Origin of the sequence: Serratia sp. NFX21 (assembly GCF_048517035.1) — a bacterium.
GTDB lineage: Bacteria > Pseudomonadota > Gammaproteobacteria > Enterobacterales > Enterobacteriaceae > Serratia > Serratia quinivorans.
Genome location: NZ_CP183196.1, coordinates 901,262 through 914,245, shown reverse-complemented (window position 1 = coordinate 914,245; position 12,984 = coordinate 901,262). Strand labels below are relative to the sequence as shown.

Here is a 12,984-nt window from a genome sequence, read left to right as displayed (position 1 = left end):
TTTTAATCCAATTAACCGCGAACGGTCAAATTAGATGTTATGCATCACCGAAGCGACGACGTGGTGCAGCCGGAGCGGCGTCATCACGACGTGGTGCGCGTTGGCCGTCACGGTTGAAGTTACCGCCACGACGCTCGCCACCGTTGCCGGCAGGTGCAGCAGCACCGCCTTCACGACGATCACCGAAAGAACGACGGCCTGGGTTTGCCCCTTCACGACGTTCGCCGTTGAATGGACGAGCCCCGCCACGACGCTCACCGTTACCGGCAGGCGCAGGACGCTCACGACGTTCATGCGGCTGTGCATCGCCCAGCAGCTGCATGTTCATCGGCTTGTTCAGGATGCGGGTACGGGTGAAGTGAGACAGGATCTCGCCCGGCATGCCTTTTGGCAGCTCAATAGTAGAGTGGCCGGCAAACAGCTTGATGTTACCAATGTAACGGCTGCTGATGTCGCCTTCGTTAGCGATCGCGCCAACGATATGACGAACTTCAACGCCATCATCACGGCCCACTTCAATGCGGTACAGCTGCATTTCGCCAACGTCACGACGCTCACGACGTGGACGCTCAGCGCCACCGTCACGGCTGTCTGGACGTGCGTCACGACGACGGTCGCTACCGCGGTCGTCACGGTCGTTGAACTCACGACGCTGACGTGGTTTGAAGACAGGATCCGGTGGCAGGATCAGAGGACGTTCGCCCTGTGCCATTTTCAGCAGTGCTGCGGCCAGCGTTTCCATTTCCAGCTCTTCTTCGCCCGGCTGCAGTTTAGCCAGCAGGCCACGGTACATGTCCAGATCGCTGCTTTCCAGCTGTTGCTGTACTTTAGCTGCGAACTTGGCCAGACGACGCTCACCCAGCAGTTCTACATTTGGCAGTTCAACTTCTGGAATGGTCAGCTTCATGGTGCGTTCGATGTTACGCAGCAGGCGGCGTTCGCGGTTTTCTACGAACAGCAGCGCACGGCCGGCACGACCAGCACGGCCAGTACGGCCGATACGGTGAACGTAAGACTCGGAATCCATAGGGATGTCGTAGTTCACAACCAGGCTGATACGCTCAACGTCCAGGCCACGGGCAGCAACGTCGGTCGCGATCAGGATATCCAGACGACCATCTTTCAGACGCTCCAGGGTCTGCTCACGCAGGGCCTGGTTCATGTCACCGTTCAGTGCCGCGCTGCTGTAACCACTGCGCTCCAGCGCTTCGGCCACTTCCAGGGTCGCGTTTTTGGTACGAACGAAGATAATCGCCGCATCAAAGTCTTCAGCTTCCAGGAAACGTACCAGGGCTTCGTTTTTACGCATGCCCTGCACAGTCCAGTAGCTCTGGCTGATGTCTGGACGGGTAGTCACGCTCGATTGAATGCGCACTTCCTGCGGCTCTTTCATAAAGCGGCGGGTAATGCGACGGATAGCTTCCGGCATGGTTGCAGAGAACAGTGCGGTCTGATGTTCAGCCGGGATCTCTGCCATGATGGTTTCTACGTCTTCGATAAAGCCCATACGCAGCATTTCGTCGGCTTCATCCAGCACCAGACCGCTCAGGTTAGAGAGGTTCAGGGTGCCACGCTTCAGGTGGTCCAGCAGACGGCCTGGAGTCCCTACTACGATTTGCGGGCCCTGACGCAGAGCGCGCAGCTGCACGTCATAACGCTGGCCGCCGTACAGGGCCACGACGTTAACGCCATGCATGTGTTTGGAGAAATCGGTCATCGCTTCAGCAACCTGAACCGCCAGTTCGCGGGTCGGTGCCAGCACCAGGATCTGAGGTGCTTTCAGGGAAGCGTCAAGGTTGTGCAGCAGTGGCAGCGAGAACGCCGCAGTTTTGCCGCTACCGGTCTGTGCCATGCCCAGCACATCACGGCCGTTCAACAGGTGAGGAATACACTCAGCCTGGATCGGTGAAGGTTTTTCGTAGCCCAGATCGGTCAGGGCAGAAATGATCGGAGCAGACAGCCCCAGGTCAGCAAAAGAGGTTTCAAGCTCAGTAGTCATGTACACGTGCCTCATTAATAATGGCAGCCAGTCTACATAACTCGTCGAGAAAATTTTCAGTCATTTTCATTGAAAAGTGTGAACCGGCTCAAATTAGATTATAAAACGAACAAAAAAGCCCTCGCCCGTTAAGACGATAACTTTGGCAAAAAACCAATGTATATCAGGCTGATAGTTGTTCGTCAGCTATTGCTGGTCCGATTCCGATAGGTCGTCTTGTTCTTGGCCCAACAGCGCCAATTCCAACAATGCATAGCGGTGCTCAACGAAATTATGAACGTTGTTAGCAACCGTCAGTTTGAACAGCGCCGAAGCGGTGTCCTTGTCCCCCAGACTTAGGTAATGCTTACCTAAATAGAAGTCAGTTTCACTGAGATGCTCAGCGAGCGAAGTGTTATCCGTTGCATCTGCCTTGAGCCTTTCCATCAGCGTTTTTTCACTGATGTTGCCCAGGTAGAATTCGACAATATTCCATCCCCATTGCCCTCGGTTCGCCTTGTCATAACGCTGCTGGAGCGCTACGTCAGCCTTCTTGGGATCGATTTCTCTTTCCACCAGATAAAGCCACAACGAACGGAAGGGATCGTTTGGGTCGTCTTGATAAAACGCCTGCAGATCATCCTGCGCCAACGGGAAGCGGCCGCCATAATAAAGTGCGATGCCCCGGTTTAAACGCGCGTAATTGTAAGTTGGATCAAGCTCTAGTACAGAATCAAACGCTTCATAGGCAGCATCAAAATTGCCTGCCTGCGTTAAGTAAATGCCCAGGTAGTTGAAAACTTCTGGCATATCAGGACGTATCGCCAGCGCTTGCGAGAAATCATTGCGCGCCAGTGCACGTAGCCCGAGGCTATCATACAGTACACCGCGCTCATATAAAAGCTGCGCACGCTCATCGTCCGTCAGTGCCCGGCTGGCAAGTATTTGTTCCATGCGCGCCAGGATCACTTCCTGCTGCAGAGTTGGCTGCAACGGGATCGCCAAAACTTCGTCTTTACGCCAATCATGGTTGCTGCATCCTGCCAGCATGAGTGCTGTCGCAACGTAACACCAGCGCAAGAAAGGCTTCATTTCCCACTCCCGAAGACAAACATTGGATGAACATCCTTTCATCCGTTTGCAAATACGCAGGCATCCTGCCCGCGTTATATGAACAGCTCCCAACCCCATGGCCGGGAGCTGTAAATCTATCTATACAGTTATTCTGCTTCAGGCGCAGGTGAACCTGCTTCTGGTGCGGTCGCTTCTTTGATGCTCAGACGCACACGGCCCTGACGGTCAACTTCCAGTACCTTAACCGGTACTTCCTGACCCATCTGCAGATAGTCGGTCACTTTCTCAACGCGCTTGTCAGCGATTTGAGAGATGTGCACCAGACCTTCTTTACCGCCGCCGATCGCCACGAATGCGCCGAAATCAACGATACGGGTAACTTTACCCTGGTAAATACGGCCCACTTCGATCTCGGCAGTGATCTCTTCGATGCGGCGGATAGCGAATTTCGCTTTCTCACCGTCGGTAGCAGCGATTTTAACTGTACCATCATCTTCGATTTCAATGGTAGTGCCGGTCTCTTCAGTCAGCGCACGGATGACAGAACCGCCTTTACCAATCACGTCTTTGATCTTGTCCGGGTTGATGCGGATAGTGTGAATACGTGGTGCAAACTGAGAGATATCGCCACGCGGAGTGCTGATAGCCTGTTCCATCACGCCCAGGATGTGCAGACGCGCCCCCTTGGCCTGGTTCAGAGCAACCTGCATGATTTCGCGGGTGATGCCTTCAATTTTAATGTCCATCTGCAGCGCGGTAATACCGTCACGGCTACCGGCTACTTTGAAGTCCATGTCGCCCAGGTGATCTTCGTCACCCAGAATGTCGGACAGAACAACAAAGTTGTCTTGTTCTTTCACCAGGCCCATTGCGATACCGGCAACGGCTGCCTTGATTGGCACACCTGCATCCATCAGTGCCAGAGAAGCACCACAGACGGAAGCCATTGAAGAAGAACCGTTGGATTCGGTGATTTCAGAAACCACACGCACCGTGTACGGGAAATCTTCTGGTTTAGGCATCATAGCCAATACGCCACGTTTCGCCAGGCGACCGTGACCAATTTCACGACGTTTTGGCGAACCTACCATCCCGGTCTCACCAACGGAGTACGGAGGGAAGTTGTAGTGGAACAGGAAGCTGTCGGTCTTTTCGCCCATCAGCTCATCCAGGTTCTGCGCGTCACGGGCGGTGCCCAGCGTTGCGGTAACCAGTGCCTGAGTCTCACCACGGGTGAACAGTGCAGAACCGTGGGTACGCGGCAGAACGCCGGTGCGCACGTCCAGACCACGGATCATGTCTTTTTCACGGCCGTCGATACGCGGCTCGCCACGCAGCACACGGCTACGAACGACGTTTTTCTCAACGCTACCCAGGATGTCCTGAATTTCAGACACGTCCAGGGTTTCGTCCTGTGCCAGCAGGGTTTCAACAACGCTGCTCTTGATCGCATCAACCTGAGCGTAACGCTCTTGTTTTTCGGTGATGTGATAAGCGTCGCCCAGGCGGCCTTCTGCCAGTTCTGCAACGCGCGCGTGCAGCGCTTCGTTGACTGCAGGTGCCTGCCAGTCCCACTTGGCTTTGCCGGCTTCGGCAACCAGGGAATTAATGTTTTCGATAACGATTTGCTGTTGCTCGTGGCCAAACACCACCGCGCCCAGCATCTGATCTTCGCTCAGAACGTCAGCTTCGGATTCAACCATCAGTACTGCGCCAGCGGTACCGGCAACCACCAGATCCAGGCTGCTTTCTTTCAGCTCGTCGCTGGTTGGGTTCAATACGTATTGATTGTTGATGTAACCCACGCGCGCAGAACCGATTGGGCCATTGAACGGAATACCGGACAGGCTCAGGGCGGCAGAGGCACCGATCATCGCAACGATGTCCGGGTTAACCTGCGGGTTAAGGGAAACAACGGTCGCGATCACCTGAACTTCGTTCAGGAAGCTGTCCGGGAACAGTGGACGGATCGGACGGTCAATCAGACGGGAGGTCAGAGTTTCACCTTCGCTCGGACGGCCTTCACGACGGAAGAAGCTACCCGGGATACGACCAGCAGCGTAGGTACGCTCCTGATAGTTAACCGTCAGTGGGAAGAAGCTCTGGCCTGGTTTGGCTTTTTTCTGGCCAACTACGGTAACGAATACTGCGGTGTCATCCATGCTTACCATAACGGCGGCAGTGGCCTGACGAGCCATCATACCGGTCTCAATAGTGAGGGTATGCTGGCCATACTGGAATTTGCGAATGATCGGTGTCAGCAAAATTATATCCTTAGATTAGGCGCGCAATCGTATTGTCGACTCGACACGCCAGTGACTCGGTTTGCCTTCTCACTACATCCTCGCGACTAATGACAATCCTTATCTCAAGCCTGAGACAAAGCCTCTCATTAGCCGCGCGAACCTCTGTAACGGAAGATCCTGTTTGGAAACATCAGTAATACATTAACCTGATTTGCTTATGCTTCCTAGAAGAAAGGGGCCAAAATAGGCCCCTTTCCACTGAAACTCGCTTGATTAGCGACGCAGACCCAGACGCTCGATCAGGCTGGTGTAACGTGCTACATCTTTACGCTTCAGGTAGTCCAGCAGCTTACGACGCTGAGAAACCATACGCAGCAGACCACGACGGCTGTGGTGATCTTTTTTGTGCTCTGAGAAGTGGCCTTGCAGATGGTTGATCTGCGCAGTCAACAGGGCAACCTGAACTTCGGAAGAACCGCTGTCGTTAGTACCACGACCGAAATCAGCTACGATTTTAGCTTTAGCTTCAACACTTAGAGACATTGTCTTACTCCAGATTATAGATAATAAATACAGGCGCCGATCTCTAATTCAGCAACCCAATGCATAAGCTGCGCCATTCTACCCTTAGCGCAGTGCGATCGCAAGGCAGTGCGTTTTCTACCCTTAGTCGAAATATTCAACTACCAGGCGGCGCGGCGCCACACGACCGTCATCGGCAATATCACCGACGCCGATAAATTTACGCTCTTCACCTTCGGTGATACGGACCATGCCCGAGGCCGGTGCACCGGCAACCTGAACCGGTTGCCCTTGCTTAACGTAACCCGCTACCACTGGCAGCAAATTCACTTCCGGGTAATTCTCCACCGGGCTGTCCATCGGCATCAACAACGGATCGAGCAGCTCGGCCGGGGCGATTTCCTGCCGATGGGCCTGCTCCAGCAATTCGTTCAACTGCTCCAGCGTGACCATGCGCTCGGTCGGGTAGGTCGCCACCTGCAGACGACGCAGGTAGATCACGTGCGCGCCACATCCCAGCAGCTCGCCGAGGTCATCGGTGATGGTGCGGATGTAAGTGCCTTTTGAGCAGTGAATTTCCAGCTCCAGTTCATCCCCTTCCCAGCGAATAAACTGCAGTTCATAAACGGTGATGCTGCGTGCTTCACGCGGCACTTCGATACCCTGGCGAGCATACTCATAGAGTTTCTTGCCCTGGTATTTCAGCGCCGAGTACATCGAAGGCACCTGCTTGATATCGCCACGGAAGCTGTCCAGCGCCGTATCGAGCTGCGCCTGGGTGAAACTCACCGGCCGCTCCTGCACAATTTGGCCGTCGGCATCCGAGGTATCGGTACGCTGACCCAGTCGGGCAATCACGCGATAGCGTTTGTCGGAGTCGAGCAGGAACTGTGAAAACTTGGTCGCCTCACCGAGGCAAATTGGCAGCATGCCGGTCGCCAGCGGGTCGAGCGCGCCGGTATGACCCGCGCGATTGGCGTTATAGAGGCGCTTTACTTTTTGCAGGGCGTCGTTGGATGACAGGCCCTGCGGTTTGTCCAGCAACAGGACACCGTGGATATCACGGCCGCGGCGACGAGGGCGACTCATTAAGCCTCCTCGTCATCGCCTGATGCGGAACGGCGTTCGGCGTCATTCTTCACTACGTTGGTCACCAGGTTGGACATGCGCATGCCTTCAACCAGGGAGTTGTCGTAAGCGAAGGTCAGCTCAGGTACTACGCGCAGGCGCATGGCTTTACCCAGCAGCGTGCGGATGTAGCCGGAAGCGTCTTCCAGAGCTTTGATGCCGTTAGGCACCAGATTCGGATCGGCGTTTTCGGTCAATACGTTCAGGAAGGTGACGTAAACTTTGGCATAGGCCAAATCACGAGAAACTTCTACACCAGAAACGGTAGCCATGCCGACACGCGGATCTTTGACTTCACGCTGCAGAATGATAGCAATCTCTTTTTGCATCTCTTGTGCCACGCGCTGACCGCGGCTGAATTCTTTTGCCATTATGGATTCTCCAGACAAATCGGGGGGCACAAGGCCCCCCAGAACAGACTTAAGCAGATGTGCTAGCGTTAAGCGATGGTGCGTTGGATCTCGATGATTTCGAATACTTCGATCATGTCGCCGACGCGCACGTCGTTGTAGTTCTTAACGCCGATACCACATTCCATGCCGTTACGGACTTCGTTGACGTCATCTTTGAAGCGGCGCAGGGATTCCAGTTCGCCTTCATAGATAACCACGTTGTCGCGCAGAACGCGGATTGGGTTGTGACGCTTGATGTTCCCTTCGGTAACCATACAACCTGCAATGGCGCCGAATTTAGGTGATTTGAACACGTCACGAACTGCGGCCAGGCCGATAATCTGCTGCTTGTACTCAGGCGCCAACATACCGCTCATCGCCTGCTTCACTTCGTCGATCAGGTTATAGATCACGGAGTAGTAACGCAGATCCAGGCTTTCTGCTTCAATCACGCGGCGCGCTGAAGCGTCGGCACGAACGTTGAAGCCCAGGATGATGGCGTTGGAAGCCGCTGCCAGCGTGGCGTCGGTTTCGGTGATACCACCTACGCCAGAGCCAACAATCTTCACTTTCACTTCGTCGGTAGAGAGTTTCAGCAGTGATTCGCAAATCGCTTCACAAGAACCCTGTACGTCGGATTTCAGTACGATGTTCAGTTCAGAAACTTCACCGTCGGTCATGTTCGCAAACATGTTTTCCAGTTTGGATTTCTGCTGACGCGCCAGTTTAACTTCGCGGAACTTGCCTTGACGATACAGCGCAACTTCACGCGCTTTCTTCTCGTCACGCACCACAGTCGCTTCATCACCCGCGGCTGGAACGCTGGACAGACCCAGGATCTCAACCGGAATAGAAGGACCTGCAGAGGTCACTTCGCGACCCAGTTCGTCACGCATCGCACGCACGCGGCCGTATTCGAAGCCACACAGAACGATATCGCCCTTGTTCAGCGTACCTTCCTGTACCAACACGGTAGCAACCGGACCACGACCTTTATCCAGGAAGGATTCGATAACCACACCGCTGGCCATGCCGCTGCGTACCGCTTTCAGTTCGAGAACTTCGGACTGCAACAGGATGGCGTTCAACAGTTCGTCGATACCGGTACCGGCTTTCGCAGATACGTGAACGAACTGCGCTTCGCCGCCCCACTCTTCCGGCATAACGCCGTACTGAGACAGTTCCTGCTTAACGCGGTCCGGATCGGCTTCCGGCTTGTCAATTTTGTTCACTGCAACAACCAAAGGCACCTGCGCTGCTTTCGCATGCTGGATAGCTTCGATGGTTTGCGGCATCACGCCGTCGTCGGCAGCAACCACCAGAACAACGATGTCTGTCGCCTGAGCACCACGAGCACGCATTGAAGTAAAGGCTGCGTGGCCTGGAGTATCCAGGAAGGTGATCATGCCGTTGTCGGTTTCTACGTGGTAAGCACCGATATGCTGGGTAATACCACCGGCCTCGCCTGCTGCCACCTTGGTGGAGCGGATGTAGTCCAGCAGAGAAGTTTTACCGTGGTCAACGTGGCCCATGATGGTCACAACTGGCGCACGTGGCTCAGCAGCAGCACCGGTATCACGGTCGCTCATCAGCGCTTCTTCCAGCTCGTTCTCACGACGTAGGATAACTTTGTGGCCCATCTCTTCGGCAACCAGCTGTGCGGTTTCCTGGTCGATGACCTGGTTGATGGTGGCCATTGCGCCCAGTTTCATCATCGCTTTGATGACCTGAGAGCCTTTAACCGCCATCTTGTTAGCCAGTTCGGCTACGGTGATGGTTTCGCCGATCACAACGTCACGGTTAACCACCTGAGCCGGCTTGTTGAAGCCCTGCTGCAGAGTACTTGGCTTACGCTTGCCTTTACCACCACGGGTCACGGCGCGCGCTTCTTCACGGTCTGCTTTAGACTCGGAAAGTTTGTTGCCTTTTTTCTGCTTGGTCGCTTTACCGCCACGAGTGCGGGTACGGCGTTCGCCTTCAACTTTAGCGTCGTTTTCATCTTCGGCAGCACGGGCGTGCTGGGAAGTGGTTACATGATAATCGGCAGTTTCAACCGCTGCGCTGGCTTTCTCGGCAGCAGCCCATTCTTCGCCTTTCTCTTCGGCCATGCGGCGCGCTTCTTCCGCTACGCGTTTGGCGTCTTCTTCAACCTTGCGTCGTACTTCCTCTTCCGCTTTACGTTTCAGTTCTGCGGCTTCGGCTTCACGGCGTGCTTTTTCTGCCTGAGCTGGCTTGGTCATTTCGTCGGTATGTTGATTCGTCACTTTTTCTTTTTCCGCTGAATTACGCTTAGCAATCTCCGCGGCCTCACGTTTGGCTTGCTCTTCGGCTGCGCGCTTTGCTTCTGCTTCGCGTTTCGCCAGCTCTTCTGCTGCGCGCTGTGCCTGCTCTTCCGCTTCACGCTGTGCCTGCTCTGCCGCTTCAGCCTGTTGGGCTTCTGGCGTATCGCGATTTACATAAGTGCGTTTCTTGCGGACCTCGATTTGCACCGATTTACTTTTACCGCCGGTGCTCGGAATATTCAAGGTGCTGCGCGTTTTGCGCTGCAACGTGAGCTTACCCGGCGCACTACCGTGTTCACGGTTCAGGTGCGCCAGTAAGGCTTCTTTCTCATGTTGGGTTACAGAGTCTGTCTCAGACTTGTTAATCCCTGCATCAGCAAACTGCTGTACCAGGCGATCAACTGGAGTCTGAATCTCTGCTGCCAGCGATTTTACGGTTACATCTGTCGTCATGCTGTTCCTTCCTGCTACAGTTTATTACGCGTTGTCGCCAAACCAACAGATATTACGTGCGGCCATAATCAGCTCGCCGGCTTGCTCATCGCTAAGCCCTTCAATATCAGCCAGATCGTCAACACCCTGCTCGGCAAGATCTTCCAGCGTACAAACCCCACGCGCGGCCAGTTTAAAGGCCATGCTGCGCTCAAGACCCGGCAGGTTGAGCAAATCGTCAGCAGGTTTTTGGTCGCCCAGGCTTTCTTCTTGTGCCAGGGCCAGCGTGGTCAATGCAGCTTTGGCGCGATCGCGCAACGCTTCAACCATATCTTCATCCAGACCGTCGATTTCCAGCAGCTCTTTGATTGGCACGTAAGCCAACTCTTCCAGAGTAGAGAAGCCTTCTTCAACCAGTACGGTGGCGAAATCTTCGTCAATATCAAGATGTTTGGTGAAGGTATCAATGGCGGCATGAGCTTCGGCCTGGTGCTTGGCCTGCAGATCGTCCGCCGTCATCACGTTCAGTTCCCAACGGTCATCGTCACGATGCTGTTTTAACAACTGGGATGCCAAACGCACGTTTTGGCCATTACGGCCGATCGCCTGTGCCAGATTGCTGGCTTCAACGGCGATATCCATAGTGCAATTATCTTCATCAACCACGATTGAGGCAACGTCTGCCGGCGCCATGGCGTTGATGACGAACTGCGCAGGGTTATCATCCCACAGGATGATGTCGATACGTTCACCGCCGAGCTCGCTCGAAACGGCCTGAACGCGCGCACCGCGCATACCTACGCAAGCGCCGACCGGGTCGATGCGTTTGTCGTTGGTTTTCACTGCAATTTTTGCACGGGAGCCAGGATCGCGGGCTGCCGCTTTAATTTCGATCACTTCTTCGCCGATTTCCGGTACTTCGATGCGGAACAGTTCTTTCAGCATCTCGGCGCTGGAGCGGCTGACAAACAGCTGCGCGCCACGGGCTTCTGGACGAACGGCGTACAGGATACCGCGGATACGGTCACCCGGACGGAAGTTTTCGCGTGGCAGCATGTCTTCACGGCCAATGACCGCTTCAGCGTTGCTACCCAGATCCAGCGCAATGCTGTCACGGTTAACTTTCTTCACCACGCCGGTGACGATTTCACCTTCGTGCTGGCGGAAGGCGTCAACCACCATCGCGCGCTCGGCTTCACGTACTTTCTGTACGATAACCTGTTTCGCGGTTTGAGTGGTGATACGGTCGAAGGTCACAGATTCAATCTGATCTTCGATGTAACCGCCCAGCTCGATGCCTGGCTCTTCATACTGTGCAGCTTCCAGCGTGATTTCACGCGTTGGCTGAGTCACTTCATCTACAGCGACCCAACGGCGGAAGGTGTCGAAATCGCCAGTTTTGCGGTCAATGCTGACGCGAACTTCGATTTCCTGCTCGTATTTTTTCTTGGTGGCGGTGGCTAATGCGGTTTCCAGCGCTTCGAAAATCTTCTCACGCGGAAGGGATTTTTCATTGGAAACAGCTTCAACAACAGCCAGAATCTCTTTATTCATCCTAGTTGCCTCATCCAAACTTTAAAAGTGGGGTACCAGGTTCGCTTTCTGGATATTGCTCAGCGCGAACACTTCATCTTTCCCTTCCACAGCAACCGTGATCATCTCGCCATCGACAGACTTGATAATGCCCTGCCATTTGCGACGGTTCTGTACGGCCATGCGCAAGACCAGGCTGACTTCGTCACCGAGGAAACGAGTATAGTGCTCGGCGGTGAACATCGGGCGATCAAGGCCAGGAGAGGAGACTTCCAAGTTGTAAGCGACTGTGATTGGCTCTTCAACGTCCAATACAGCGCTGACCTGGTGGCTGACATCAGCACAATCGTCAACATTGATGCCGTTTTCACTATCAATATAGATACGGAGCGTCGATTGGCGCGCACGAATAAATTCGATGCCTACAAGTTCAAAGCCCAACGCTTCTACCGGTGCCGAAAGCATCTCTGTTAATTTTTGCTCTAATGTGGACAAGCCCACCCCCAAGACATAAAAAAAGGGCCTAATAGCCCAGTGATTCTGTTGCCAAATAACAAAAAACCCCGAAAATTCGGGGCTTTATGCAACTGGACCCTGTTTGCCGCTAAGCGGCTTCGGTGCAACTTTCTAGCAAGTGTCATTTTCAAATGTTGATCGAGAAAAGCGGAATTCAATCGAAAAGTGTATTTGAAAATAAACACTTAAAGGAAAGTGGTTGCGGGGGCCGGATTTGAACCGACGACCTTCGGGTTATGAGCCCGACGAGCTACCAGGCTGCTCCACCCCGCGTCCGAAAACGTGGCAAATATTACGCCGATAATCGCAAAATAGCAAGTTATCTCTGGGATTTGGTACCGAGGATGGGACTCGAACCCACAAGCCCGTTAGGGCACTACCACCTCAAGGTAGCGTGTCTACCAATTCCACCACCTCGGTACTGATTCTTACTGCTAACGGCTGTTATTTATATCGAGGTAACAACAACCGTTTTCAAACTCTGTTACTGCTTGGCGCTTACTGCGGGATATCGCTGCTCGGCTTGGTTGGTGCTGCCGGCGCGGTAGTCTGCTCAGATTTCACTGGCTGACCCAAATTTTCCCACTCGCTGCCCTTCTTGGTCTGGTTGGTGCTCAGATTGCCAAGGATCAGACTGATGACGAAGAACAACGTCGCCAGCACAGCCGTCATGCGGGTCATGAAGTTGCCGGAACCACTCGAACCGAACAATGTGCCAGATGCACCTGCTCCGAATGAGGCTCCCATATCAGCGCCTTTACCTTGCTGCAGCATAATCAGAGCTACCAGCCCGATTGAGATCAGCAGGAAAATTACCAGAAGAGCTTCGTACATAGTTGTACCCGTATCCTTGCGGCTTCACCGCGTGCCAAATGCTTCAC

11 protein-coding genes and 2 tRNA genes are annotated in these 12,984 nt (G+C 54.1%); all 13 read right to left on the bottom strand.

Translation table 11 applies throughout. The features are described 5' to 3' along the window. Positions 1 to 37: 37 nt before the first annotated feature. On the bottom strand, positions 38 to 1,999 hold the full coding sequence (locus ACNT1W_RS04275; protein WP_012004953.1) for a DEAD/DEAH family ATP-dependent RNA helicase: 1,962 nt from the start codon (positions 1,997 to 1,999) through the stop codon (positions 38 to 40). Next, complete coding sequence (gene yrbN / locus ACNT1W_RS04270) at positions 1,989 to 2,063, bottom strand: protein YrbN (protein ID WP_223499600.1); 75 nt, start codon at positions 2,061 to 2,063, stop codon at positions 1,989 to 1,991. Before yrbN ends, ACNT1W_RS04275 begins: the two co-directional genes overlap by 11 nt. Positions 2,064 to 2,185: 122 nt before the next feature. Next, positions 2,186 to 3,070 (bottom strand): lipoprotein NlpI, encoded by an 885-nt coding sequence (gene nlpI, locus ACNT1W_RS04265; RefSeq protein ID WP_012004952.1) that lies wholly within the window; start codon positions 3,068 to 3,070, stop codon positions 2,186 to 2,188. A 128-nt stretch (positions 3,071 to 3,198) separates the two neighbouring features. Next, positions 3,199 to 5,316, bottom strand: a complete 2,118-nt coding sequence (gene pnp / locus ACNT1W_RS04260) for a polyribonucleotide nucleotidyltransferase (protein ID WP_012004951.1) — start codon at positions 5,314 to 5,316, stop codon at positions 3,199 to 3,201. A gap of 255 nt (positions 5,317 to 5,571) precedes the next feature. Then, complete coding sequence (rpsO, locus tag ACNT1W_RS04255) at positions 5,572 to 5,841, bottom strand: 30S ribosomal protein S15 (RefSeq protein WP_012004950.1); 270 nt, start codon at positions 5,839 to 5,841, stop codon at positions 5,572 to 5,574. A 123-nt stretch (positions 5,842 to 5,964) separates the two neighbouring features. Then, a complete protein-coding gene (gene truB / locus ACNT1W_RS04250) occupies positions 5,965 to 6,909 on the bottom strand; it encodes a tRNA pseudouridine(55) synthase TruB (RefSeq protein WP_261099131.1) in 945 nt (314 codons plus the stop codon). After that, entirely contained in the window at positions 6,909 to 7,319 is a 411-nt protein-coding gene (gene rbfA, locus ACNT1W_RS04245; RefSeq protein ID WP_012004948.1) for a 30S ribosome-binding factor RbfA, read from the bottom strand. Before rbfA ends, truB begins: the two co-directional genes overlap by 1 nt. Positions 7,320 to 7,387: 68 nt before the next feature. Continuing rightward, complete coding sequence (gene infB, locus ACNT1W_RS04240; RefSeq protein WP_012004947.1) at positions 7,388 to 10,075, bottom strand: translation initiation factor IF-2; 2,688 nt, start codon at positions 10,073 to 10,075, stop codon at positions 7,388 to 7,390. Positions 10,076 to 10,099: 24 nt separating this feature from the next. After that, complete coding sequence (gene nusA, locus ACNT1W_RS04235; protein WP_012004946.1) at positions 10,100 to 11,608, bottom strand: transcription termination factor NusA; 1,509 nt, start codon at positions 11,606 to 11,608, stop codon at positions 10,100 to 10,102. 21 nt (positions 11,609 to 11,629) lie between these two features. Further along, entirely contained in the window at positions 11,630 to 12,082 is a 453-nt protein-coding gene (rimP, locus tag ACNT1W_RS04230; RefSeq protein ID WP_012004945.1) for a ribosome maturation factor RimP, read from the bottom strand. Positions 12,083 to 12,299: 217 nt separating this feature from the next. Further along, positions 12,300 to 12,376 (bottom strand) — tRNA-Met (locus ACNT1W_RS04225). A gap of 60 nt (positions 12,377 to 12,436) precedes the next feature. After that, positions 12,437 to 12,523, bottom strand: a tRNA-Leu gene (locus ACNT1W_RS04220). A 78-nt stretch (positions 12,524 to 12,601) separates the two neighbouring features. Continuing rightward, a complete protein-coding gene (secG, locus tag ACNT1W_RS04215; protein ID WP_012004944.1) occupies positions 12,602 to 12,937 on the bottom strand; it encodes a preprotein translocase subunit SecG in 336 nt (111 codons plus the stop codon). Between the last annotated feature and the right edge of the window lie 47 nt (positions 12,938 to 12,984).

What these genes read in the sequence shown, in the direction of transcription:
- truB (WP_261099131.1), bottom strand. Translation starts at nt 6,909, where the DNA reads ATGAGTCGCCCTCGTCGCCGCGGCCGTGATATCCACGGTGTCCTGTTG.
- rbfA (WP_012004948.1), bottom strand. Translation starts at nt 7,319, where the DNA reads ATGGCAAAAGAATTCAGCCGCGGTCAGCGCGTGGCACAAGAGATGCAA.
- rpsO (WP_012004950.1), bottom strand. Translation starts at nt 5,841, where the DNA reads ATGTCTCTAAGTGTTGAAGCTAAAGCTAAAATCGTAGCTGATTTCGGT.
- secG (WP_012004944.1), bottom strand. Translation starts at nt 12,937, where the DNA reads ATGTACGAAGCTCTTCTGGTAATTTTCCTGCTGATCTCAATCGGGCTG.
- infB (WP_012004947.1), bottom strand. Translation starts at nt 10,075, where the DNA reads ATGACGACAGATGTAACCGTAAAATCGCTGGCAGCAGAGATTCAGACT.
- ACNT1W_RS04275 (WP_012004953.1), bottom strand. Translation starts at nt 1,999, where the DNA reads ATGACTACTGAGCTTGAAACCTCTTTTGCTGACCTGGGGCTGTCTGCT.
- nusA (WP_012004946.1), bottom strand. Translation starts at nt 11,608, where the DNA reads ATGAATAAAGAGATTCTGGCTGTTGTTGAAGCTGTTTCCAATGAAAAA.
- nlpI (WP_012004952.1), bottom strand. Translation starts at nt 3,070, where the DNA reads ATGAAGCCTTTCTTGCGCTGGTGTTACGTTGCGACAGCACTCATGCTG.